This is a genomic window from Methanolobus sp. WCC4 (genome assembly GCF_038022665.1).
GTDB lineage: Archaea > Halobacteriota > Methanosarcinia > Methanosarcinales > Methanosarcinaceae > Methanolobus.
In genome coordinates this window covers 535,888-561,257 of record NZ_CP150629.1, presented here as the reverse complement: position 1 = coordinate 561,257, position 25,370 = coordinate 535,888, and the positions used below count along the sequence as shown (strand labels likewise).

The 25,370-nt window shown below is 45.0% G+C and carries 23 protein-coding genes; 10 read left to right on the top strand and 13 right to left on the bottom strand.

All coding sequences use genetic code 11. From position 1 onward, the window contains the following. Positions 1-82 precede the first annotated feature (82 nt). A complete protein-coding gene (locus V7O63_RS02860) occupies positions 83-1,759 on the bottom strand; it encodes a hypothetical protein (protein WP_340819977.1) in 1,677 nt (558 codons plus the stop codon). A 281-nt stretch (positions 1,760-2,040) separates the two neighbouring features. Here V7O63_RS02860 and V7O63_RS02855 point away from each other — a divergent pair, with 281 nt between their 5' ends. The 3 genes from V7O63_RS02855 (at position 2,041) to V7O63_RS02845 (ending at position 4,650) form a co-directional block, all read left to right on the top strand. After that, positions 2,041-2,823 carry a sulfide-dependent adenosine diphosphate thiazole synthase gene (locus tag V7O63_RS02855; RefSeq protein ID WP_340819975.1) on the top strand — a complete coding sequence of 261 codons (783 nt, stop codon included), beginning with the start codon at positions 2,041-2,043 and terminating at the stop codon, positions 2,821-2,823. Between the two features lie 251 nt (positions 2,824-3,074). After that, on the top strand, positions 3,075-3,704 hold the full coding sequence (locus V7O63_RS02850; RefSeq protein WP_340819973.1) for a 4Fe-4S binding protein: 630 nt from the start codon (positions 3,075-3,077) through the stop codon (positions 3,702-3,704). A gap of 73 nt (positions 3,705-3,777) precedes the next feature. Continuing rightward, complete coding sequence (locus tag V7O63_RS02845; RefSeq protein ID WP_340819971.1) at positions 3,778-4,650, top strand: ribonuclease HI family protein; 873 nt, start codon at positions 3,778-3,780, stop codon at positions 4,648-4,650. A gap of 14 nt (positions 4,651-4,664) precedes the next feature. Here the strand turns inward: V7O63_RS02845 and V7O63_RS02840 are convergent, their stop codons facing one another. From V7O63_RS02840 to V7O63_RS02810, 7 genes are all read right to left on the bottom strand, one after another. Further along, complete coding sequence (locus V7O63_RS02840) at positions 4,665-6,260, bottom strand: ATP-binding protein (RefSeq protein WP_340819969.1); 1,596 nt, start codon at positions 6,258-6,260, stop codon at positions 4,665-4,667. A 308-nt stretch (positions 6,261-6,568) separates the two neighbouring features. After that, complete coding sequence (locus V7O63_RS02835) at positions 6,569-7,423, bottom strand: ion transporter (RefSeq protein ID WP_340819968.1); 855 nt, start codon at positions 7,421-7,423, stop codon at positions 6,569-6,571. Positions 7,424-7,432: 9 nt separating this feature from the next. Beyond that, on the bottom strand, positions 7,433-8,521 hold the full coding sequence (gene dinB, locus V7O63_RS02830; RefSeq protein WP_340819967.1) for a DNA polymerase IV: 1,089 nt from the start codon (positions 8,519-8,521) through the stop codon (positions 7,433-7,435). An 80-nt stretch (positions 8,522-8,601) separates the two neighbouring features. Beyond that, positions 8,602-9,660: a GNAT family N-acetyltransferase gene (locus V7O63_RS02825; protein WP_340819964.1), complete on the bottom strand. Its 1,059-nt coding sequence runs from the start codon at positions 9,658-9,660 to the stop codon at positions 8,602-8,604. A 246-nt stretch (positions 9,661-9,906) separates the two neighbouring features. Then, positions 9,907-10,815 carry a cysteine synthase A gene (gene cysK / locus V7O63_RS02820; protein WP_340819962.1) on the bottom strand — a complete coding sequence of 303 codons (909 nt, stop codon included), beginning with the start codon at positions 10,813-10,815 and terminating at the stop codon, positions 9,907-9,909. 93 nt (positions 10,816-10,908) lie between these two features. Continuing rightward, positions 10,909-11,877, bottom strand: a complete 969-nt coding sequence (gene epsC, locus V7O63_RS02815) for a serine O-acetyltransferase EpsC (protein WP_340819960.1) — start codon at positions 11,875-11,877, stop codon at positions 10,909-10,911. 177 nt (positions 11,878-12,054) lie between these two features. After that, positions 12,055-13,194: a hypothetical protein gene (locus tag V7O63_RS02810; protein WP_340819958.1), complete on the bottom strand. Its 1,140-nt coding sequence runs from the start codon at positions 13,192-13,194 to the stop codon at positions 12,055-12,057. A 142-nt stretch (positions 13,195-13,336) separates the two neighbouring features. Between V7O63_RS02810 and V7O63_RS02805 the strand changes: the two genes are divergently transcribed. After that, positions 13,337-14,494 (top strand): Vms1/Ankzf1 family peptidyl-tRNA hydrolase, encoded by a 1,158-nt coding sequence (locus V7O63_RS02805; protein WP_340819956.1) that lies wholly within the window; start codon positions 13,337-13,339, stop codon positions 14,492-14,494. A gap of 120 nt (positions 14,495-14,614) precedes the next feature. Then, positions 14,615-15,070 carry a phosphate-starvation-inducible PsiE family protein gene (locus tag V7O63_RS02800; RefSeq protein WP_340819954.1) on the top strand — a complete coding sequence of 152 codons (456 nt, stop codon included), beginning with the start codon at positions 14,615-14,617 and terminating at the stop codon, positions 15,068-15,070. A 17-nt stretch (positions 15,071-15,087) separates the two neighbouring features. Here V7O63_RS02800 and V7O63_RS02795 read toward each other — a convergent pair whose 3' ends face one another. Continuing rightward, positions 15,088-15,789, bottom strand: coding sequence for a class I SAM-dependent methyltransferase (locus V7O63_RS02795; protein ID WP_340819952.1), 702 nt, complete (start codon positions 15,787-15,789; stop codon positions 15,088-15,090). 111 nt (positions 15,790-15,900) lie between these two features. On the opposite strand from V7O63_RS02795, the gene V7O63_RS02790 reads away from it, so the two are divergent. From V7O63_RS02790 to V7O63_RS02780, 3 genes are all read left to right on the top strand, one after another. Continuing rightward, positions 15,901-17,100, top strand: coding sequence for an aldo/keto reductase (locus tag V7O63_RS02790; RefSeq protein ID WP_340819951.1), 1,200 nt, complete (start codon positions 15,901-15,903; stop codon positions 17,098-17,100). 45 nt (positions 17,101-17,145) lie between these two features. Further along, a complete protein-coding gene (locus V7O63_RS02785; protein WP_340819949.1) occupies positions 17,146-18,351 on the top strand; it encodes an aldo/keto reductase in 1,206 nt (401 codons plus the stop codon). A 381-nt stretch (positions 18,352-18,732) separates the two neighbouring features. Then, positions 18,733-19,560: a UbiA family prenyltransferase gene (locus tag V7O63_RS02780; RefSeq protein ID WP_340819947.1), complete on the top strand. Its 828-nt coding sequence runs from the start codon at positions 18,733-18,735 to the stop codon at positions 19,558-19,560. A gap of 267 nt (positions 19,561-19,827) precedes the next feature. On the opposite strand, the gene V7O63_RS02775 is transcribed toward V7O63_RS02780, so the two are convergent. Both V7O63_RS02775 and V7O63_RS02770 read right to left on the bottom strand, forming a co-directional pair. Then, positions 19,828-20,538 carry a 4Fe-4S double cluster binding domain-containing protein gene (locus V7O63_RS02775; RefSeq protein WP_340819946.1) on the bottom strand — a complete coding sequence of 237 codons (711 nt, stop codon included), beginning with the start codon at positions 20,536-20,538 and terminating at the stop codon, positions 19,828-19,830. Positions 20,539-20,562: 24 nt separating this feature from the next. Continuing rightward, the gene (locus V7O63_RS02770) at positions 20,563-22,239 is read right to left on the bottom strand and encodes a SulP family inorganic anion transporter (protein ID WP_340819945.1); all 1,677 of its coding nucleotides are present in this window, start codon (positions 22,237-22,239) and stop codon (positions 20,563-20,565) included. Positions 22,240-22,448: 209 nt separating this feature from the next. Between V7O63_RS02770 and V7O63_RS02765 the strand changes: the two genes are divergently transcribed. Both V7O63_RS02765 and V7O63_RS02760 read left to right on the top strand, forming a co-directional pair. Beyond that, a complete protein-coding gene (locus V7O63_RS02765; protein ID WP_340819943.1) occupies positions 22,449-23,300 on the top strand; it encodes a TIGR02391 family protein in 852 nt (283 codons plus the stop codon). A 68-nt stretch (positions 23,301-23,368) separates the two neighbouring features. Beyond that, positions 23,369-24,079: a DNA alkylation repair protein gene (locus V7O63_RS02760; RefSeq protein ID WP_340819942.1), complete on the top strand. Its 711-nt coding sequence runs from the start codon at positions 23,369-23,371 to the stop codon at positions 24,077-24,079. 84 nt (positions 24,080-24,163) lie between these two features. Here the strand turns inward: V7O63_RS02760 and V7O63_RS02755 are convergent, their stop codons facing one another. Together V7O63_RS02755 and nth are read right to left on the bottom strand one after the other, a co-directional pair. Continuing rightward, complete coding sequence (locus V7O63_RS02755; protein WP_340819940.1) at positions 24,164-24,457, bottom strand: DUF3303 family protein; 294 nt, start codon at positions 24,455-24,457, stop codon at positions 24,164-24,166. A 145-nt stretch (positions 24,458-24,602) separates the two neighbouring features. Then, the gene (nth, locus tag V7O63_RS02750; RefSeq protein WP_340819938.1) at positions 24,603-25,256 is read right to left on the bottom strand and encodes an endonuclease III; all 654 of its coding nucleotides are present in this window, start codon (positions 25,254-25,256) and stop codon (positions 24,603-24,605) included. Positions 25,257-25,370: the final 114 nt, after the last annotated feature.

Genomic DNA, 25,370 nt, shown 5'->3' with positions numbered 1-25,370 from the left:
TGTCACCATAACTATTGCAGTAATAAAACACAATTACAATATATACTCTTCGAAAAGCAGGATAAAAGCTGTCAAAAGCAGATCATCTTCCGCCCGATTTGCGATATGTCTTATCAAAAAGTGCGAACATCTCCCTGTCGATCTCCCTGTACTTGCCCAGCTCAAAGACCGCTTCATTGACAAAGACAGATACCGCTTCTATATTAGATAGACTCGCCAGGCTCTTTGAGGAACTGGCTGTGGATTCCACCATCTGCTCACGAATTGAGATCTCACATACCTCCAGTATGGCACTGACGGCATTCGAGGCGTGTTCCTCATGATGACCCTCTGCGGCAACCGTACAGAAATGTTCCATTACAGGGATCACACTTGAGACCTTCTTATCAGAGTGTTTCCTTGCGGCAACAACCCCTATATCCTTCAGGGCATTCGTTATATCAGGGATCGAGCCTTCCCCGAAGATATCCCCTATCTCTTTTAAGGTCTCAATCACTTTGTCAAGACAATCATGCTTCTTGAGGTCAGGAGATTCATGGATGGTCTTGATACCTATATCTCTCAGGGCATAGATGATGAGCTTCTTCAGATGCTCCTGGTCCTTGTTGTCCACGGTCCTTGCAAACTCCAGAAGTACCTTCCTGATATTCTCAAGGGTAGCCGTATCTGCATTTGAAGCAGCATCAAGGGCTATCTTTTTCAGGAGTATTACAGCGTTCTCGGTGGGTTCCAGCATATCCTTCCCTGCAGTTGTCTTTCCGATCTCACCTGTGGCAATTGAGAGTTTGTGCATGGGGGTTGATATCACTTTGTTGGTGACTATGTCAACAAGGTCCTTCGGGCCCTTTGAACGCTTGATCTGTGACAGTATGTTCATTTTAGAAAAGCGCTGTCTTTCGCAATACAGATCGAAGAAGTTGTTCATACTTTCGATAGTATGCAATACGAAACTCTCCATATTGGCTTCAGCACACTGTTTTCCAATAGAACCAAAGGAGTCGATGACTTCCATCAGCGCGAACCTGTCCTTCTCTTCTTCTGCGAGGATTGCCAGCTGGTAGAGATGGGTGTTGAGGTATTTTATGATAAGGGCTTTATTTCCACTGGAAGCCAGCACTTTTGAGCAGATCTCCGGGATTCTTCTGATACCCACGGTGGCTGTGAAATTATCCCTGTTCCTGATAGCTCCGCGAATGAGATCGATCACAGGTTGCAATGGGTCAATGTTCCCTGTTCCTGATTCCAGTTTCCTGTAACTCTCATTCATATCGTATATCTGCAGGTCCTTTGTGAACTTCCCGAAATTGAGTTTCACCGCTTCCGTTCTCAAATAGTCGGCTAAGAGGAAGGCCAGCACTGAAAGGATAAATGAATAAGCAAGCAGTATGACCATTCCGGTAGGTCTGAACGTTCCCAGAAAATGCATGATCGATGCTGCAAGGGCGAATGTCCCTATGGTGTAGGAGAACATGTCGGTCAGCGCATCCCTCTTACCGGCAAGCCAGAGACATGTTACCCAGAATAGCGCGAAGCATATCGCAAGGACGATGTTGTTCCAGAATAAGTCCATTTGCTGTCCTTTTAGTATGGTTGCGATGAAGGCGATCTGCATGACCAGTGCCCCTATGGCAAGGTCGGCACCAACATCCCTGAGATCGAGCTTGAGGTGGTTCTTTACCAGAATATCTGCAATGAGAAAGACCGATATGATTCCACTAATAAGGGCTGTGTCAACGATGTCCGGTATCAGGATCTGCATGGGAATATATTGTACATGTTTATTTATATATATATTGAAATTATCTTGCTCTTTTTCATTTCATGTTTGAAGTAAAGGGGCTGGATTGTTGAGTGTAACACCCTGTTTTTTCTTATTAAGCGTAACAGCTAAATAAAACATCTACGATTCACAATCGTGAAGTCACAATTGTGATTTCAAAACCCAGACCCTACACTGTGACGATCATGCATTTGGCAAAGCATGCTCTGTGACAAATATCTTTCCGGTCCGGGAACTGCAGAACCTTCAAAGGTGTAGAAATGAATCAATTCGCAAAAGCTACTGAAAAAGACATAACACGTTCGATAGTTGAAGAATTTACAAATGATTTCCTTAACCACATTGAAAGTGATGTGATAATCGTTGGCGGAGGGCCAAGTGGTCTTGTGGCTGCCCGTGACCTTGCTTCAAGTGGTTTAAAGACAGTGGTTCTTGAGAGCAACAATTACTTCGGCGGTGGATTCTGGTTAGGCGGTTACCTCATGAACAAGGTCACTGTAAGGGCTCCTGCGCAGAGATTCTTCGATGAGCTCGGTGTTGCTTACAAGGAGTACCAGGAAGGTCTTTACGTGGCAGATGCACCTTCAGCATGTTCTAAACTCATCTCCGCTGCATGTGATGCCGGAGCTTTCATGCTGAACATGAACAAGTTCGATGATGTCGTCCTCAAGGATGGTCGTGTTTGTGGTGCTGTGACCAACTGGACCCCTGTTTCCGCTCTTCCACGTGCGATCACATGTGTCGACCCTGTGGCCATTGAGACAAAGTGCGTCATCGATGCAACAGGCCATGATGCAGTTGTAGCAAATTCCCTTCAGGACCGTGGCCTGATCAATATGAAGGGCTTTTCAGGAATGGATGTAGAGAACTCCGAGGATGCTGTGGCGAACAATGCTTCTGAGGTCTTCCCAGGTCTTGTTGTCACAGGTATGGCAGTAGCGACCTATTTCGGTCTTTCAAGAATGGGACCGACCTTTGGCGGTATGCTGCAGTCCGGAGCCAATGCAGCAAAGATCGCTGAAGGGATCGTAAAGTCTCAGTGACCCTACTGGATGATCAACAGAGCAGGTAGTTCAGCTACCTGTTCTTCTTCTCTTTGTTCTTTTTCTATTGCTTTTCCCGCTTACTCTTATATCTGTCACTCCGGTTTCAACGGGAATCTTTGATTTACAGTGACAGAAGCACTATTCCTGAGATTTTCAGTTCAGCTTATTTTCCAGTGACATGAAAACCAATAAGCCTTTATAAAAATAAGGATATAAAAAGTGTATAAAAATATCATAAAGGTGAACTCATGCTAAAGATAACACCATATATGGGACCTCTGGTCATAATCGTCTCAATAGCAGGACTGTGGCAACCTCTGCTAGGTTATTTCATGCTGCTTGTGTTCGGTGCCATCTTCCTGATAGCCCCGTTCAGGGGTCGCTGGTTCTGTGGTAACCTGTGTCCAAGGGGAAGTTTCATGGATTTCTGGGTCGGGAAGATATCCGAGAAAAAGAAGATCCCTAAATTCCTCAAAAGCTACTGGATCAGGGTACCTCTCTTCCTTTTCATGATGGTATTCATGGGCTACAGGCTGATCAACACACACGGTATCATCAACCAGATAGGTATGGTACTGGTTATCATGTGCCTGACCACTTCTTCCATTGCAGTGATACTCGGAGTTACGATTGCCCCGAGGACATGGTGTACATTCTGTCCAATGGGAACCCTCCAGAGCATAGTAGGTGTCAACAAGTATCCTCTTCAGGTTGATATGGATAAATGCATCAAGTGCCATAAATGCGAGAAAGTATGTCCTATGTACCTGAATATCGTTGAGATCACACACAATCCCGACTGCATCAAATGTGGAAGATGTATCGATGTCTGTCCGAAGGATGCATTGAGCTTCGGGAAGTCTGGCAGAAGCTCATGATCCTTTGTTTTTTGGCTCTGTAGAAAACCTCTGCTTTATCAGAAACCACAGATACACGCAGATAAACACAGATATGGCTAACCGTGTTATCTGCTGTTTCTCTTCTTCTCCCACCAGATACAAGAACAATGACCCGCCTTCAAACAAACATATGGGAAATATGGACACACTGAACTTCGATGGCTCATGCGACCCCAATCCCGGAGGCATAATGGGATTCGGATGGGTGATCAACTGGAGCAGCGGCAAAGCTCCCACAGAAGGGAGCAAGGAGAAGAAACCATCTCCTCCGAACACCAATAACGTTGCTGAGTACACCGCCCTCAAGGAGGGTATATCCAACTACCTGAAGCTTGGTGGGAAAGGTCCGCTTCAGGTCCGTGGGGACAGCAAGCTTGTCATAAACCAGATGTCAGGTCAGTGGAAGGTCAAGAACCAGAACCTCGGGAAAATCAAAGAGGAAACAGAATCTGTTATCCGGAAGCATAACCTTCAGGTCAGGTTCACATGGGTTCCCAGGGAGCAGAACACAACTGCAGACCGTCTGGCAATGCCGAAGTCCAGGCTGAACAATTCATCAAAAAGCCCATCTAAAGCGCCATCTGTGGCTCCATCCGAGAGAAAGTTCGTTGCTGATGTGAACTCGGCATCTGTTTCTTCCAATTTGAGACTGAAGATAAATGAATTGAATACAGAACCTTCACCCGGTTTCAAATCATTCGCCAATCTCAAGGTCGGTGGTTTTGACTCATTTTCCAGGAAGAAGCTCGATACCTTGAAGGAAGAAGCAGGTAAAAAAGCATCTACAATAGCTGAAAAGGAGTTCCCCGGTAACAGCAGTCAGCAGGCTTCCGCATTAAGATGGATGCTGCGAGGTCTCTCGACAGACCTTGCTGTCAGGAAGGTCAGGGTTGACATCGAATTGAGCAAGAAGAAAAAGAGATAGTTGGTCTGATCAATTTATTGTTCACATGGGGCCTTCTTCACGGTGAACCAGAACACACTTCCCCTGCCTATCGGGTTGTCATTGACACCGACCTCACCGCCGTGAAGTTCGACGATCCTCTTAACTATCGCAAGACCGAGGCCACTTCCTTTAACGCTTCCCTTGTCAGCCTGCCTGAAACGTTCGAATATCAGGGTCTTGTCCTCATTACTGATGCCGGGTCCGATATCAGCTACATGGACCTTCCAGTTCTCACCCATATCCGTGACATTGATGCTTATCTTCCCACCAGGAGGACTGTATTTTATAGCATTGGAGAGCAGGTTCAGGATCACTTCGTCTATGAGCGGGTTGATAAGTGAAGGGTAACTGCTCTCTGGTGTGAAGTTCAATTCGATGTCCTTTTTATGGCTATCAGGCTCAACGTTCCTGATGACCTTTCTCATAACTGGCAAAAGGTCTTCTTCCCCGAACCTGATGTCCTCTATTGATTCCAGTTTGATGAACTTAGAGGCCGATTCCATCATGTAGATCAGCTTCTCGTTGTTATTGTGGATCTTATCAAGGAGATTCTTCCTGGAGTCATCGTCCTCGGTTATAATAAGCTGTTCTGTGAATCCCCTGATGATGTTCGCAGGGTTGAGCAGATCGTGCGTGAGTATGTCGGTGAACAGCACTTTGAGGTGGTTTGCATCCTCGAGTTCCCTTGCATACTTCTTGAGATCCTCTTCTGTCTGCTTACGGCTGTGTGCTTCTGCAAGAACGTTCGCAATGGACTGCACGAAGTTCATATCGTCCTTTGTGAACATCCTTTCCTGTGTGCTGTGAACGTTCATGGTCCCGAAGGGTTTGTCCTTGCTGCCGATGATCACGTCCATCCCGCTGACGATTCCCTGAGCCTTCAAAGTTGAGAGTTTGTCGAACCTTTCCTGTGAGTTCTCTTCCTGAACGATGTCAGGTCCGCATGAATAAAGGGTATAGCAGACAATGTCATTCTTACCTGTCTCAGTTTTCTTTTCAGGTTCGTCTTCCCAGCCAATGCCTGCGACCATGATGGTATTACCATCCTCGTTCTTCATTATCCTGCAGTACTCAACATCAAGGGTCTTTGCCACAAGCTCGACGGATCCCTGCATGAGTTCTTCTATCTCGGCTCCGGCCAGTCCTTCCTGTCCCAGTTTTGCCACAGCAGCCTGCTGTCTTTCTCTCATCTGAAGGACTTTTTCCACATGCTTTCGCTCGCTGATGTCCTTTGAATGCCTGACCACAAATATTACGCTGCCATCGTCATCAAAAACAGGGGATAGCTCGATGAGCTTTGTCCTGTTGTCAAGAGGGTCCTCTATTTCGAATGTCCTGCATTTACCGGTTGCAAAGACCTCGAGCAGTTTGCATGATCCGCATGGAGTGCTGCGCTTCATAAGGCAACTGTAACAGAAAGGATTGCTCTTCTTCTCATTTGCAGGTATGGGGTCACAGTTCTTCCAGTTACTTGTGACTATCCTCATATCACGGTCGATAACAACTATGAGGTCCTGTACTGATGAAAAGGTCTTTTTCAACAGGTTGAGCTGAGAGTCTTTTTGCTCATCGTTTTTTATCTCGCACATCGGAACACGGTCCTTTCTTCCATTATAGGCAGCAGTAAACTCATTTTTGAGTATGTTATACTACCAGTATAATCCTATATCAGTCAATGAGAATTTACTGATCAATGAGCACTCTTGGATTCTCGTATTTATATGTATCCTGCAAAAATCGATATGATGATGATGATGATTCATATTCCGGAGCCTTTGCCAGGTCCATCTCAAAGAGGAACAAGTACAAAATATGGATGAAGAGCTCCGATTAAAGTATAACTAAATAATATATTCAATATCAGATATTTATCGAAAATCAATATTTGATATTTGCCCTATAATCCTGTGCCACAGTACTTACAAAAACGGGCGTCTGTATCGTTATTCTGGTTCCCGCAGTGCTCACAGGTGATCTTTGGTCTTGCTCTTTCCCTTGCATCTATGGAAGCCAGGCTCATCTCGGCTGTCACAATACCCGTAGGGACGGCGATTATGCTGTAACCCAGTATCATAACAACAGATGCCAGGGTTCTTCCAAGTGTCGTATGGGGTACCAGGTCTCCAAAACCGACAGTTGTCAAAGTTACAATAGCCCAGTATATACTGAGGGGTATGCTTGTGAACCCATTTTTTTCACCCTCTATCAGATACATGAGCGACCCGAGAATAATTACCAGTGTAAGTACCGTAAAAAGGAAGACAGTTATCTTCCTGCTGCTCGCCTTCAAAGCCTCTATGAGCATCTCTGCTTCGTTCAGGTACTTGACCAGTTTCAGAATACGGAATATCCTCAGTACCCTGAGTATCCTTATGACCAGCAGGAACTGGCTTCCGGGAAGGAACAGGCTCAGATATGTAGGGATTATAGCAAGCAGATCGACCATTCCAAATAGGCTTGTCGCATACCTGGCCCTGCTTTTGACACATATCAGGCGAAGTGCGTATTCGATCGTGAATAGTATCGTGAAGAACCATTCTACATTATAGAGAAAGGTACCGTGTGCGCTTCTGAACGAGCTGACACTGTCCAGCATCACAGCAAGGACACTCAGCAGTATACTGACTATAAGAACGATATCGAAATTCTTTCCGGCAGGTGTGTCAGCCTCGAAAATAATATCATAGAGCCGGCTTTTCCAGTTCTCTTCCCCGGGCCTGTTGTCAGAATATCTGTCCTCGTATACAGCCATGCGTTTACCTCAAAAATCAAAAAGGCTCTTCTGACCTGTATTCTCCTGCAGGTTATCGACCCTGACACCGATACGCCTGAAGTTGATCTCGCTTTTCTCAAGGAACTGCTTCATCATCTCCCTTGCGTTCTGGATCAGGATATCCCTGTCATTGACAGCGTGGTTCAGTGTACGACTTTTCGTTGAGGTTTTGAAGTTAGAGAATATAACAGTTACTGTCACCGAACGGAAGGATACTTTTCGTTTTCTCACTTTTTCCATGACATCGTCCACAAGCTCTTCAAGTAACGAGAAAATCATATTCTCATTCCTGCTGTCATGTTCGAGTGATGCCATCCGGCCGATCTGGTCTGTTGCCGTTCTCTCTTTCACGGGACTTTCATCGATACCTGAGGCTGCATCCTTTAACCACATACCCTTGTTCTTTCCGAAAACGGCGATAAGTTCCATTACATCACACGATGCCAGTTCCTCAACTTTATTTATCCCCATTTCAGATAGTTTTTCTTCAGTGACCTTGCCGATCCCCCACAATTCCTTGACAGGCATTGGTTTGAGGAAACCGTCAACATCTTCCGGCCTTACAATGGTGATACCATCAGGTTTCTGGTACGAGGAAGCCATCTTGGCAATGAGCTTATTGGGACCGATCCCAACGGAGCAGGTGATCCTTTCCTGTTCCTTCACTTCCTGCTTGATCCGAAGACCGATCTCTTCCGCAAGTCCATAGTCACCTTTACAGGATACCGTGATCTCCAGGAAAGCCTCATCGATGCTTATCTTCTCAAAGGCCTCCTCGGTGTCGGCATTTGACCTGAGGATCTCCATTATGTTTGCTGATACCTCTTCATAGAATGGTTTACGGACAGGGAGGAATACAGCATCGGGCTTCTTCGACCTTGCAAGTTTGCAGGGCATTGCAGAACGTATCCCGGCTTCCCTTGCTATATAGTTGGACGTACTTACAGCTCCCCCGGACTCTCCCCGGTTGGAATACATGCATACAACAACAGCCTTATCCCTGAGGGATGGGTCTTCCCTTTCCTCTATCGCGGCATAGAAATAGTCCATATCCACATGGATGATCACACGTCCCATTATCAACTAACTAGGTTCGGGTGACTTTTATGGTTAACTGATGTATCAGGGACCATCTTCGATCCATATTTCAATTGGTGTCAGAGTATCGTGTCCCTGCAGTCCACATAGATGTTGCTGAGGTCCGGTATCTTTCCTGAGATCGGCTTTGCGTAGAGGTACATGTTCTCCTTCAGCGGTTTGAACTTCTTCGTGACCCTGAGAAGGGGGTCATCAGGGTCGGTATAGATCCCGAAGAAATCACATTTCGTGTCGAACATGAGGTTGTTGCAGTAGTTCAGTATCTCTACCATTGCAGGTTCATGTTCAGGGTCGAATGCATGGTCAACAATGGAATGGAATTTGAAGAACTCGCCCTCTGTAGGGACCTTTGGCATGCTGGTGAAGTGCCTGAGCATTCCGTAAGCATTGGCCATGATCTTCCACATCATGGGTTCCTTCGTATAGGTCATCTCCATGAGGACCGACGAGTCCCAGAATCCGGCACATGCAACTATCTTCCCTCTCCATTTGGCTACAAGGAAGTTCTCAAGACCGTATCCGAGCACGCGGTTTGCATATGCCTTGAAACTGCTGGCAGTGAAAGGTGTGAAATGAGCCCTTCCTTCGTAGTAGGTGTTTAACAGCTTAACAGCTTCAGGCAGTTCTTTGGGGTCGAGCCTCTCAAGGTCGTATTCCCTCTCAGAAAGCTCTTTTTTATATGCGGACATCGCAATGATCTCTATATCTTTCTCCTGGATGTATCCGAGCTTCTCACAGAGTTTCAGGAAGGAGGTGTTCGGTGCGTATGCATAGCAGTATATGTGGGAGGCCTTGTTCTCCTTTGCAAAGCTCTCGGCTTCTCTTATGAGTTGCACTCCGATCCCCTTCCTTCTGTGTGCAGGATGGACCATCACCTCGGCTATGTAGATGTACCTGTCCTCAGGTTTTCCCTTCATGGTCCACCCTACCCAGCCCACAGCTTCATCATCCACTTCTGCAACGCGTATCTCCCAGTTATCGTAAAGATCATACCTTGCTGTGATATCCGGTCCCTTGTCTATGACCATCTCGCATTGTTCATTTCCCTGAGGGCACATTCTTTCTATACTCAGCAGGGTCTCGTTGTCCTGTTCTTTAAAAGGCCTGATGTTAAGCATTGCATCACCCCAAAGTCTTTTTCATTAGTCGTATGTTACCGGAAAGAAAGAAAAGCCGGAAAAGCAGAGCTGATACTCTGCATAACAGATATTTGTGTTCAGATACTCCCAAATAAAACTTGAATTTGATGGGATATATATGTTTTGGATATAGCAGGCCCCAGAAAGCAAAATGAGCGGTCGACTAAAGAAAAAAAGGAAGTAATGGCAGCTATTATAATGATAACTGCGAATGGAAAAAAGTCGTTATTCTGTCAGATCCTCAAAGTCTGCAAGCGGTGTACTGAGATATCTCTCACCGGTATCAGGTAGTATCACAACTATCAGTTTTCCGGCATTCTCCTCTCTTCTTGCTATCTCGAGGGCTGCGTGAACGGCTGCACCACATGAGATACCAACGAGTATCCCCTCTTTGCTTGCCATCTGTTTTGCAGTCTCAAAGGAATCATCATTGCTGACCTTCACAATCTCGTCGATGATGTCGGTGTTCAGGACCTCAGGGACGAAACCTGCACCTATACCCTGTATCTTATGAGGTCCGGGGTTACCTCCGGAAAGTACAGGTGAATCTTCAGGTTCAACAGCTATTGCCTTGAAAGAGGGTTTTCTGGACTTGATTACTTCTGTCACTCCTGTAATGGTCCCTCCGGTTCCAACACCTGCCACAAGGATGTCAACCTTACCATCAGTATCGTTCCATATCTCCTCGGCTGTGGTACGACGGTGTATCTCAGGATTTGCAGGGTTCATGAACTGGTGAGGGACAAATGAGTTCTCAGTCCTCTTTGCCATCTCTTCGGCTTCCACGATCGCTCCGTTCATACCTTTGCTGCCGGGAGTCAACACTATCTCGGCACCGAGCAACCTGAGTATCTTCCTTCTTTCGATGCTCATGGTATCAGGCATCGTCAGGATCAGTCGGTACCCTTTTGCCGCACAGACAAATGCCAGGCCTATACCTGTGTTCCCTGATGTAGGCTCTATAATGACCGTGTCCTTGCTCAGGCATCCATCCTTCTCAGCTGACTCTATCATATTCAGGGCAATACGATCCTTCACTGAGCTCAGGGGATTGAAAGACTCGACCTTTCCAACAATTGTTGCATGGCATCCCTCAGTTATCCTGTTCAGGCGTACAAGTGGTGTGTTACCCACCGTCTTTGTTATGTCTTCATAGATGTTGATATTCCCAACTCCTGTATCGTTCTATTTACGGTATTTGTCTTTATTTGATGAAAATGAAAAACATCAATGTCTCTTCTCTTTGAAAATGAGACTTGGTTCCTCTATGACCACCTTTGTGTCCGGCGGGACGGATTCGGTGAGCCACACGTTACCGCCGATAACGGAGCGTGCTCCGATAACGGTATCTCCACCGAGGATCGTTGCGCTGGAGTAGATTATTACATCATCCTCGATGGTCGGATGTCTTTTCCGGTCCCTTATTATATTCCCGGCCTCATCCTTGGGAAAGCTCAGTGAACCAAGGGTGACACCCTGATAGATGCGGACATTATCGCCGATCTCACAGGTCTCGCCTATAACAACACCTGTACCATGGTCGATGAAGAATCCCTTGCCGATCCTTGCACCGGGGTGGATGTCTATTCCCACGGCACTGTGGGCATACTCTGTCATTATCCTCGGTATAATGGAGATTCCCTGTCTGTGCAGTTCATGGGCCGCCCTGTAGACGGTCATGGCGAATATCCCCGGATAGCTGAATATTATCTCATCATAGCTTTTAGCTGCAGGATCCCCTTCATATGTGGCGATGATATCAGATGCCAGCATGGACCTTATATCGGGGATTTTCCTGAGGAATCTCAAGGTTTCCTCATGTCCCCGGTCTATACACTCGGTGCACTCCTCTTCATAGCGGTTGCATTCGTGTATGATACTATTGGTGATCTGTTCCGAGAGCTTGCCGAAGAGTTCAGTGATCTCATTTCCAACGTGGTATGAAAGTGTGTTCCGGTCTACCGTCTGGTCCCCAAAGTAACCGGGGAAGAGGATGTCCTTGATAAGGTCAATGATCTCTATCAGTGATTCCTTTGATGGGATCACAGCAGCATCGACATGGTCAAAACAACCTTTATCAGAACAACTGTTGACAACGAGGTCTACAATTTCCGGGATCTCAGCCCGGTATTTGTTATCGACCATGGAATCCAGTATCATACATCTTTTTTGTTCCGGTGGTAATGTTTTGTCCATGTATATCCCATCTTTACCAATTCATTTCTATGTATTTTGTGATGTTAACGCCGTTAACAAGCTTTACCCTTCAAATGTAACTTTTCCTGCGTATTGTCCTTTATTCCCAAAAGGCTCTCAGTCTTCCCTTATCGTCCACTTCCAGTGATCCCATATAATGATCGATTATAATCACATTTAAAAGCTTTGGGACTCCTGTGGAAGCATCACCTTGATATCTCTTATGAGTTCCTCGGTTTCCTTTTTAGGATAAGAGGAAGCCAGTTCCATGAATATAGGTCCGAATACCGAGATCATGAAGCTGAGGTCAGGATATGTATCAATGCCTGCACTCAATCCTATATCGAACAGTTCTTTGTTGGCTGCATCCGTGTTATTCTCATCAGAGCGATAGACATCTTTCAATATCGACCGTATCTCCCTGAATTTCAGCTCCATCTGCTGGAATACCTTTTTCCTTTCAAGAAGGGAATTTGTCCTTATGTCCTGTGTCCACCCCGGTGAATAGGGGAAAGTGAGTCTGAGGCCCTTCTCTTCGGAAGCAGGGTAGTTTAAGACCCCCTTATTTCCAGTGGAGAGATCCTGCCAGTTAATTCTCAATCTAAAATTATATCCCGCGTTATTGAGGGATGAGAGCTGTATGATGATCATCTCTGCACCATCACCTCTTTCACCGAAGATACGTGGTGGGATCGAGTTCAGACTGAAGAGCGGATACTCGTTCCTTTCAACTGAGAGTTCAGCCTTCAGGAACAGCATTTGCATCGGTGCTGCCGGCATGCTGAAGTCTATATTAGTATCAGGTTCCCAGTCCTCTATATCAAGGAATATCTCATCCACCATGACCGAACTGCCACCGGTGTTTGAAAGGATGAGCCGAAGCTCATTGTCATTCATCGGGTACTTCAGGTCCAGTGTGGCGTTGAGTACCTGAAGGTCAGGTGTGTCCCTTTCCTCCATCATCTGTCCCTGTGCAGCTATGGCATCCATTATCTCAGGCAGGAAGATATTGATGTTCTCAAGTTCTCTCTGAAGACCGTCATCGGAGTCCTTCATGCTCTCGAGCATTTCCCCCAGTTCGTAAAGGGAGTCATCATTAGCCTTGTCTCCTCCGTACTTCTTCTCCACAGCCTTTGCAAGTATGGAACCCAGCAGGGGAACGGGTATCCTCCGTAATTCGTCACACACGAATTCGACAACTACCTCGCTGCTTGCGTCCTTGAGGGATTCCGGCAGGTTCCCGAGCACAGAGCTGATATACTCTCGTGAACGGGAAACGATATCTGTGCTTCCATCAGGCCGGCTTACAGGGGACATAGATAAGATTCTGTCACGGTACTTATTTACTCTTTTTGATAGCTGCAATTATTTCCTGTAAATGCATTTGCAGACATTTTTTCTTCCTGCTGACCAGGGATACTTTAAACAATTTTAAATAGAAGCCAATATTAGACCTTTTATGCAAACCCCGGGGAAGCTGCAACATATAATAGGTGAAGAACTGCTGCCTGTCAGTGATATCGATATCAGGGCACTGGCTGAGATATATGATGAGAAGGACGTCTACCTTTCAGTCTATCTTCCTGTATCCGGAAGGGAGAATGAACATCTGAACAGGATCTTCGCGGATTCAAGGTTAAGTTCGATCCGAAAGGTCCTGCCATCGGAAATAAGGTCCGAGCTTGAAAGGACCTTTGAAATGGCTGAACCCTATATTTCCGGTCCGCCGATATCAGCTGAGAAGGGCAGGGTTATCTTCGCCTCATCCTCAAACTCATTTTTGAATGTGTATCGCCTGGCTGTGGAACCGGAGCGTTCAATGGTACTTGACACTTCACCATACCTGCTTCCACTGGCAAAACTGAGGACAGACTATGAGGACTACGGTGTATTGCTTGTTGATTCACAGGAAGCTAAGTTCACATGCATACGCTCCGATCTTGCAGAGGAGAAGAAACACCTCTCGACCGACCTGATGAACAAGCATAAAAAAGGCGGCTGGAGCCAGATGCGCTTCAACCACCTGAGAAAGGGTGCCATAAAGTCCTTCCTATCCGAGGTTGCTGAGAATGTACAGGGTACATGTGACCAGTTACAGACAAGAGGCCTGGTACTTGCAGGACCGGGGGATGTGAAACAGCAGCTTATGGACATGTTGCCACAGGATGTTCAGCAGAAAGTGATGGGGGTCATAGATGTTCCTATCGATATCCCACAGGATGAGCTCGTGGAAGCAGGTGATGCTGTTCTGCAAGAAAGTGAACATTCCGGGGCCATTCGGGTGGCTGAAGAGTTCAGAAGTGCGATCCTGAAAGGAGGTCTTGCGGTCCATGGTATAGAGGCTGTCAGGGATGCACTGGAACAGGCGAGAGTGAATACCCTTCTGATTCTGGAAGATTCATCTGTTCCCGGATGGTTATGTGAGAGATGTCAGAACCTGCAGGCCAATTCACGTCCTCCGAAAGAGTGTGACAGGTGTGGAGGACCGACATCTGCTGTTGATGTTGTGGAAGAGCTCTATGAACTGGCACAGCGCAGTGGTGCAAAGGTGTTGTTCGTGGAAAAAGAGGACTTCCTTGACTCTGATGATGTTGTGGGTGCGTTGCTGAGATACTGAATAATGAAATATCCTGTATGCAGTATCATTCAGTGATCATAATGGTAGAAAAGAAATACATGATATACATATAAGTGAATTAGTGAACTAGTTCACTTACGGCATGGGTATGGGGTTATTATGGTATTTGATATGTTGACACACGAAAAGATATTCAGGAAAGTTATCAATCTAGTGACAGTTATCGTTCTGTATATACTCCTGCTGGCCATAATAATAGGTGTGTTCAATGTTTTCCAGAATATCGGTCTTGTGTGGTTGAAAAAAGGTGGCTTCAGTCAGGTAGTGTATAGTGTCCTGACAATCTTTGTACTTATCGATTTTTTCAAGGCCTTTGCAGATTATCAGGTCCATGAAAGGATCAGGCTCACATATGTGACCGATGCAACCATCCTGATAGTCCTGCGTGAGATAACCGTACTTATATATGGTCACGAATTCGAAAATGAGACCCTGCTTGTGTTCGCAGCATTGATCCTGGTACTTGGTATCGTCCGTGCGATAGCTGTAAAGTTCCCTCCATTCGAATGCCCGGGTTCCGTGTCAGAATCATGTGAAGACGATCGGGCGAATTGATCTGCTGATCATCACGGTCATTTTATACAATAGAATCCAGCCTGCATGTAGGAATACCAGAACAGTTCAACGGTCCTGAATCCTGTTTCCCTTAGCAGTTCAAGGTGTTCTTCAACTGTGATCGGGAAATATTCAGTGCCAAAACGGTCCAGGTGGCTCCCTATCTCTTCTTCGGTCCTTCCATGTCTGGACTGGAAATCCCTCCAGTATCCTTTTCCAACATCGATGCCTTCTTCAGTAAAAGGGCTGATGTTCTCGAAAGTGATGAAGATACCACCATCTTTTAGCAGTTCATAACATTTTCCAACTGCTTTTTTCCTGTTCTCCATGTCAAGGTAGTGGTGACACTGGATAGCAGTGATAACGTCCGGCTGCTCACCGGGTTCCAGGGTCAGGTCCTGGGTTGCAGAGGCTTCGAGTATTTCTATTCTGTCACAGGGGCATGATGAGAGCTTTTCCCTTGCCTGCTTTAACATTCCTTCTGACGGATCGACCATGAGGAACCCTGTATCAGGAAATTGCTCAATGGCCTTTGAAACGAACGTTCCTGTTCCGCATCCGGTATCCATCCAGATCTCTGGGACTTCCGGCAGCGACCTGACAAGATAGATCGTTTCATCGTGGAAGGTCCTATAATAAGGAAGGACAGCAGCTATTTTTGAATCATAATCCTCTGGAAGATGAGGTGTTTTGTTTTCAGGAACTTCGTCAGAAGGCATACAGGAAAATGGACCATTTCATTCTTTATATTCCTTTGCAGAGCCTTTAAGTAGTCTTAGTGTTAAATGACTGATTAGTCATTTTTAGAAATGGATATGGAGTGTAAGAGGATGTTATACAGGACTAATCCAAATAATGGAGATAAACTCTCAATACTCGGCTTTGGTGCCATGCGCCTGCCGATGAAAGAGGATATGAGCATAGATGAAGCAAAGGCCACAGAACAGCTTCGTTATGCAATAGACAATGGTGTCAATTATGTTGATACCGCCTGGCCGTATCATATGGGAGAAAGTGAGCCTTTCCTTGCCAGTGCTCTTGCGGAAGGATACAGGGAAAAGGTCAGGTTAGCCACCAAACTGCCTACCTGGCTTGTCAACAGTCGTGAGGATATGGACAGATTCCTCAATTCCCAGCTTGAGAGACTGAACACTGACCATATAGATTACTATCTTATACACGGTCTGAACGGGGGAAGCTGGGAGAAGATGAAGGAACTTGGCGTTACAGGTTTCCTCGACAATGCAAAAGCTGACGGTCGTATCATAAATGCTGGTTTTTCTTTTCATGGGAACGGTAAGGATTTCCCGGTAATAGTCGATGCCTATGACTGGGACTTCTGCCAGATCCAGTATAATTATATGGATGAGCGGAACCAGGCAGGTACCGAAGGACTCGAATATGCAGCTTCAAAGGGACTTGGTGTAATTATCATGGAGCCTCTGCGTGGTGGAAATCTTGCAAGTCCTGTTCCTCCTGAGGTTGAAGGTATATGGAATGAGGCACAGACAGAACGGAGTGCGGCTGAATGGGGGTTGCGTTGGGTATGGGACCATCCTGAAGTGACAGTTGTCCTCTCAGGAATGAATGAGCTATCACAGATCCAGGAGAACCTCAGGATAGCAGATGAAGCAGAGCCGAATACGCTTACAGAGAGTGATCTGCAGCTTGTGGGAAATGTCGAAAGCAAATATCGCGAGATGATGAAAGCAGGATGTACAGGTTGCAGATATTGTATGCCATGTCCTGCATCAGTGGATATTCCGACGTGCCTTGATACATATAACAACCTGCATATGTTCAAAGATGAAATGTCGTCAAAGATGATGTATGCCATGAGGCTGGCAGGTGTAGTGAGTTTGGATGAACCTCATTTCGCTTCCCAGTGTGTAAAATGTGGGGAATGTCTTGAAAGGTGTCCACAGGATCTGCCAATACCCGATCTTCTGGAAGAGGTTGTCAGGGACCTTGAGGGGGATGACCTTGATGAAAGGGTGAAGATGGTAAAAATGATGTTTTTCAGAGAATGATATTTAATTGGTGTTCTCACTTATTCAGAGAAAGGAGATCCATAGATGCTATACAGAAAAATGCCAAGGAATGCAGATGAGCTTTCGATACTCGGTTTTGGTGCAATGCGCCTGCCGGTGAAAGAAGATGGAAGCATCGATGAGGGAAAGGCAACGCAGATGGTCCGCCACTCGATAGACAATGGCGTCAACTATGTGGATACTGCCTGGCCGTATCATATGGGAGAAAGTGAGCCTTTCCTTGCCCGCGCACTTGCTGACGGTTACAGGGAGAAGGTAAAGCTCGCCACAAAACTACCCCAGTGGATGGTGAAAACACCCGAGGATATGGACAGGTTCCTCAATGCCCAGCTTGAGAAGCTGAACACCGATCATATTGACTATTATCTGATACACAGTCTCGTGAAAAGCAGCTGGGAGACCAGCAGTGCCCTCGGGATCCTTGATTTCCTTGACAGGGCAAAGGCCGATGGTCGTATCATCAATGCAGGATTCTCCTATCATGGTGCTCCTGAAGATTTTGCACCAATCGTTGATGCCTATGACTGGGACTTCTGCCAGATCCAGTACAATTTCCTGGATACCAATGTGCAGGCAGGAACGGCAGGATTGAAGTATGCAGCATCAAAAGGTCTTGGTGTGGTTATAATGGAGCCTCTTCGTGGTGGAAGTCTTGCAGACCCTGTTCCAGGAGAAGTGATGGATATCTGGAACGAGGCCGATGTGAAACGCAGTCCTGTGGCATGGGCCCTGAGATGGGTATGGAACCATCCGGAGGTCACTGTAGTACTTTCAGGCATGAGCGAGCCTGCACATGTGGAGGAGAATCTGAGGATAGCAGATGAAGGTCTTGCAAATTCACTGACAGAGAAGGAACTGGGACTTGTAAGCAGGGTAGCGGAGAAGTACGGTGAGCTTATGAAGATCAACTGTACCGGATGCAGATACTGTATGCCATGTCCCGCAGGTGTGGATATCCCTGCATGTTTTGATGTCTACAACAACCTGCATATGTTCGGTGGCGAAGACAGGCTGAAGATGATGTACGCTGCTAAGTTAGGCGGCATTCTCAGAGGTGCAGATACCAACTTCGCTTCACAGTGTACTCAGTGTGGTAAGTGCCTGGATGAATGCCCTCAGCATATCCTGATACCTGATATGCTCGAAAAGGTTGCAGAGGAATTCGAGGGTCCTGATCTTGAAGAGAGGATTGCTTTTGCGAAGAAGTTGTTCGCTGATGACCGTTGTTAATTGAGTGGTCACATAACAAATTAAAAGGGAAAGTGAGTTGCTTCCCTCAATTCCATATTTAATTATAACAACTTGCCTATGTAGGAATCCCAATGAGATCGATATTGCGAGTTAAGTAAGTATATATCGTACACCAATATAGATAATTCTTAGTTCCGACCCATAGGTATTTCAAAGATCTCTGCAGAGATTTCATTTTTGGATCTATATTTGCATAGTTTACTTCTGCTCATTCTTGCATCGATGTTGCTGCTACCCTTGTCATCTTTATGAATGAAATTCTCAATTTCTAATGATCCTATATACATCATTATAGCAGACATTAAAAAATTTAGATAAACTTTTTATATCTTTATAGGGGGTATTATCAGGGATACATAAATGATAAGAAATAACCCATATATATCGATTATAAAACCAAGAGCAGGTTTAATGGATGTATCAGTTGTAGCAATAAACTATGCAACTCTTGGTATATGGGATTACAACTTTTTTTTCATAAGCCTTGCAACATTTATGGTTCATGGTTGTTGCAACATTATGAATGATATTTATGATCTTGATATTGATGCGATCTGTAAACCAGATGGAGCTGTCAGATCAGGCAGATTGTCAATGAGAACTTCATGGTCATACATGTTTTTTTTGCTAGTGGCAGGTCTTCTCCTGGCTTTGTACATAGACCTGATTCTGTTCTTATGTTTGTTCTTGAGTTTCATAATAGGAGGAGTTATGTATTCTCATCCTGCTTTTCGCTTAAAGGATATTCCCGGTGTGGCTATGCTAAGTATGGCGATATGCTTTTCTTTAGGGTCTATTGGTGTTTGGAGTGTTTACTCGCCTCTAGATCTGGAAGGTTTATTGATCGCCATCTACATATTCATGCTATCATTTTCTCTTTTATCCATGAAAGATTTCAAAGATATTGCAGGGGATGTAAATTCATTACCTCTGATGGTGGGTGTTGAAAAAGCCTCAAGAATTTGTATATTCTTAACAGTCATTCCATTGCTCCCGTTATTCTATTTAGTGATGTATGACCTCGAATTTATCATCGGTGCTGCTGTTTATGTTATTTTTTCTCTGGGTTGTATACGGATCCTAATGGATGACCCCGTATCGAAAGGAAAACTTCTCAAGCACAGGATGCAAATGGCTTTTGTAGCACCAAGCATAGTGATATTTGGACTGAAGATCCTCTTTATTTGATTAGTAATGGTCAAAACTTTTTTGCCTAATGGTCTTTTGCAGAATTATCAGAAACACAGGGGTACGGAGGACAATAGTTTTGCTAACCGGAAGCATGAGTAACTTCAACCATCCCGGAGGGTTCCGGCAAAGCCGGCACGATCCGAAAAGATGAAAAATAATTGATCGCTTAAACTTTACATCTGTATTCAAATGAGAATCTCTACAGATCCTATATCTCTGTATTGCGTGCATTAAAGAGCAGACTCCGTTTTGCAAAAACCTGTCTTAACCTTTTTTCTTCCCATGAGGACACACATAGACACATAATCCACACACAGGTATCTGTCCGCTGTTCTCCATCTCCTTGAAGTAGTCCTCACATTTCCTGGCATTATACCTCATTTCCCGGCTCTCACTTTCCACAAAGTTCCTTCCGGTAAAGGCATTGACCGGACAGATATTAACGCATTCATTACAGCTTCCGCACCTGCTTTCCATATTTCTTCCGGTGGCCTGGAGGGGTGCATCTGTCAGTATCGTGGCCCACCTGACCCTTGGTCCGTTGTCGGGGGTTATCAGCAGGCAGCTCTTTCCTATCCAGCCAAGTCCTGACATGTGAGCAGCCAGTTTGTGGGAGAACTGGGCGCATATTCTCTCATCATCGACCCTTTTTGATGCAGGAATTGGAAGTGCTGAATAACCATTATCCTGAATGTGGCTGCTCAGGATCGAAGTTGTCATGTCCAATCTTGAGTTGATAACGTCGTATGCATGATGTTTGTAATTCAACGCAGCTGCTGTTTTATTTCTATAGGTGAGTTTGTCAACTATCGGGTCCATCAATCTGATTCCGACCGAGATGGCGTATGGATATACTGCAAGCTCATCACCACCCTGATCAACGATAAACTCCCTGGGATTTGAAAGATTTGCCACACCAAAATACTGGACGCCGTTTTCCAGTGCAATTCTGTTCAATTCATCCTGAAGACCCATAACTACACCTCTAACTCAATTCTATTAATCTATATGTTTTTGTATTTTCTTATTTTCATATTCTTCTTTCACAAAAGCCAGAGCTTCCTGAGTGCTCTCACAAATATGCACATGCTGCTTTTCTATTAGTTCGGTGAGTTCAAGGTCGCTATCTATTCTTTTCATGACCTCTGGCTGTATGGAGGTGAGATAGACCCTCTGGTGCTGTCTCCTGCTTGCTCTTATGAAGCTCTTGAGACGCTCAATTCCTGTGGTGTCGATGAATGGTACATATCTCATACGCAGGATTATGTGAGGTTTGCTGATGGTCATGTGCTCGTTTATCTTGCTCTCGAAGACGTTCATGGCACCGAAAAAGAAGGGACCGTTGATGGTGTAGACCGAGACGTTCTTCTCAAGATATGGGTCAGCAAAGATGGTGGCGTTGATGCCTTTTGTCCTGTCGTAGTTCTCCATTGTCTGGATGTCGATGACATTGGTCAGTCTTATGAAGAGCAGAATGATGGACAGGAACATTCCCATCTGGACGGCGAATACAAGGTCTGTGAGCACGGTGAGCAGGAAGGTGGCAAGCAGGACCATGGTGTCCATCTTGCTTATGCTCATGGTGGTCCTGAACTCAGTTATGTTGATCATCCTGAGGGATACGAGGATGAGCACACCTGCAAGGTAGGCCTTTGGGATGAAAGCAGCCACAGGACCCAGGAAAAGTAATATGATGAGCAGTATCAGGGCGTGAATGATACCTGACATCTGCGTCTTTGCACCTTCCCTTATGTTGACAGCACTTCTTGCTATGGCGGCTGTACATGGTATTCCTGAGAAGAAGGGCAGTGCCATGTTGGCTATTCCCTGTCCTACGAGTTCTTTGTTGCTGTCATGTCTGCTGTTGGTCATACCGTCACAGACCACGGCACAGAGCAGGGCTTCGATGGCTCCGAGAAGTGCTATTGTGAGAGCTGCCGGAAGGACGTTCATGAGCAGGTCGAGGTCGAAGTTGAGCATCTGTATCTGAGGAAGTCCGGCAGGGATGCTGCCTACAAGTGGTATGTCGGTCCTGAAGTAGAAGACCATGATAATGGAGAGTACCAGGGCTATCATGGAAGAAGGGATGCTGTTGATGTATCGCATCCTTGACATGAGTCCCGGCAGGAATAAGAGAAGTAGAATTGTGGCGATACATATCGCTATTGCTGTGGTGTTGACATCATTGAGGCTGGAGATGATGGCGTATAGTGTTTCCCATACGTGTTCCTTTGAAGTGATGGTAAGTCCAAGTGCATTTGGTATCTGACCTATGAGAATGATAGCACCGATACCGCTCGTGAATCCTGATATGACGGGCAGAGGGATGTATTTGACAACTTTGCCAAGTTTCAGGATCCCGAACAGTATCTGAAATGCACCAGCCAGGAAGCCTGCAAGGAGTAGTCCTTCCAGCCCGAAGCTGTGCAGTGTTGAAAGTATGATTACGGTCATCGCACCGGTTGGTCCGGTAATGGAGTACCGTGAACCTCCGGTTGCCGATACCATCATACCCGCAATGATTGCCGTGTATAAGCCCATCTGAGGCTCCACACCCGAAGCAATAGCAAAAGCAATAGCAAGTGGCAACGCCACAACGGCCGTGATAGATCCAGCCTTTAAGTCACTCGTAAACGATCCTTTGAAGTATTGTGAGACCTTGTTTTGAATTTCCATTTGAAAGCCAGCTGACTCGCGTCAAAGATGTTTTGATAGTGGCTAGACGTGAGATCAAATATATAAAATCGATCGATAATGAAAATAAGTTATAAATGTTATTGGAATTTATGAGAAATTGAATATGTATAGATAGGTAAATCATTTCTGTCATTTAAGTCAAATAATTAATAAGCATGTATTATCTTATTTTTAGAAGTGTGGTTGAAATGTCTAAAAAATCTAGAAAAAAAGTCAAACCCAGAAATCATCTTTTCCCTAAGAAAACCAAGGAAATTCCTCTTAACGAACATGTTACTGATATTTTGACTTCTGTAACTCCACAATGTCATCTTTTAGATTCTCGATTTTTTGGACAGATGGAAAAGGAGTCTGAATACGATTGGGGATGTAAAATAGTAGAGAGCATGACAAAGGCTAATATTTCAAAGTCAATTATTTATGCAACTCTTAAAACTGGAAGGATTCTAAGTGAATATAACATCAAATATCTGGATGAAGATGAAATCAATGAATGGAACTCTACTATAGAGGAATATTGTGAACTTAGTGAGTCTGATTCTAATCTAATTGATAAAGCACTAAATTCCTTATCAAGAGAAACAGAGTGTCCTAATCTATCTAAAGAAGAACTAGAAGTAATCTTTCAAATGAGAAGTCTTCATCCAATTTTAGTTGAAAAGTGCAAGAGGACTTTTGTAAACTCTCATTTTAAGGAATCTGTAATGAATGGAATACTTGCAGTGTTTCAGGAAATCAAAGAAATTACAGGCAGAATCGATTTAGACGGGTCTGAGTTGATAGATAATGTCTTTTCACCAGAAAAACCAATTTTGATGACGGCCCAATATGAATTGGGTGATGATGGTGAGCAGAGAGGCGTATTTTTTCTTTTTAAGGGATTTGTACTAGCAATCAGAAATCAATTTATGCATAGGTCTATCTATCTTGAAAATCCATTTATTGCTATTGAATATATCTCGTTTTTTAATTTTTTATTGTTGATTTTAGATGAAATGAGATTAAGTGAAGAAGATGAATCTACGGTTATAAAGCCTTAACTCCATTTTAGTTTTATTGAGGTCTCTTCATCCACCAACATTATCCCCCCATCCCCCAATAAAATCCCATGAACCCCATAATCACCCAACTCAGAGCCGAGCTCGAACAGAACTCTGACGAAGAAGCCAGAGCCAGCTCGAACCGTTTCTTCAAAGAACCAATAAAATGCTATGGCATGAAAACCCCGGTTGCGAGAAAAATAGCAAAAGCATATTACAAGCAAGTATCCGGCAAGAGCAAGCAGGAGATATTTGCGCTTTGTGAGGAACTCCTGAGTTCTGATTATATGGAGGAAGCGTTCATTGCATTCGAGTGGTCGTACAACCTGAGAAAGCAGTATGAACCTGAGGATTTTGTCATGTTCGAGAGGTGGGTCGGGGATTATGTCAACAACTGGGCGAAATGTGATACTCTCTGCAATCACACCATGGGTACGTTCATTGACATGTATCCTCAGTTTATTAATCCACTCAAAAAGTGGACGGCTTCTGAGAATCGCTGGTACAGGCGTGCTGCTGCTGTAACACTCATTTTAGCGGCTCGCAGGGGAGACTTTCTGGATGATATCTTTGAGATAGCTGATATGTTGCTCACCGATGGGGATGACCTTGTGCAGAAAGGATATGGGTGGATGCTCAAGGAGGCCAGCAGGCAGCATCAACAGGAGGTATTTGATTACGTGGTGGCGAACAAGGATGTAATGCCACGGACTGCATTGAGGTATGCCATTGAGAAGATGCCGAAGGAATTGAGAGCTAAGGCGATGGAGAAAAAGTAACGCAAAATGCAGGTCTTAGACTCATTTTTTGGTTATATCCATGTAAAAAAGAGAATCCTGACAGGGATGTCAGGGTATATTGTCTTAAACCGGCAAAGAAAAACCCATCTCTGCTTTAATCTTGTCGCCGATCTCAACAGCTTTCTTTGTATCCATTATAGGAATGGTTTCAAGCTTTGCGATATCTCTCCATGGGAATGCAGCTCTGGCATATGCCTCTTCATTGTCAAGTTCGTAAACTATAAAGACCCTGCATGAGGATACGTCAGACCATTCTGATATCATATTGTAGCCTTCAGGATATTCCCATGACATGTAGCGCTTTTCAATTTCCTCGTTGTCCTTTGGGTCCCATGTCATAATGTCCATGAACAACATTTCTTTAACCCCCTTCCTTTTAAGCGGGATTTGTTTTCCCGATAATATATTATTCGCATTGCAAATATTTATTTGTAACTAAGAAAATCTTTTTTAATATATTGGATATGGGAAACAAAGTGGATAACGAATAATGGTTACTGGCTCAAACCTCACTGGAAGGGCACAGCTCCCTCACAACACATTCCCCGCACTTCGGCCTCCTTGCGATACACACGTTCCTGCCGTGAAGTATCAGTGTCATGGACAGGTTCTCAAGGTCTTTCTTCTCTGCAAGTGCCATAAGGTCTGTCTCTATCTTTTTTGGGTCAGCGTTCTTTGTAAACCCGAGTTTCTGTGACAGCCGGGTAACGTGTGTGTCCACTGCAATCCCCTCGATGATATCATACCCTCTGGCAAGGACTATATTCGCTGTTTTCCTGCCGACACCGGGTAGTTTCAACAGGTCTTCCATGGTGTCAGGGACCCTTCCGCCGAACTCTGTGAGGATCAGTTGTGCACTTCCGATGATGTGCTTTGACTTCTGGCGGTAGAATCCTGTTGTGTAGATATCCTTCCCAAGCTCGTTGATGTCGGCATTGGCAAAATCCTCAACGCTGACATACTTCCTGAACAGTACCTGTGTGACCTTGTTCACCTGCTTATCTGTACACTGGGCTGAGAGGATGGTTGCAACCAGCAACTCAAGGGGATTATTGAAATGCAGCATTGGCTCTGCATTGGGATACTCACCCTGGAGAAGCTCGAAGATCCTATCGAAATTCTCAGTGTTGTCAGGAACAGTGGGTAACGTGGTCATGGGCAGGAATTATGGTACGATGCTTTTTAGCTTTATTGTCAACCCCAGTGTTTCCACTCGAACTAAAAATAATAGCGGGAACAATATTTTTTCAAGAATAAATACCTATCAATA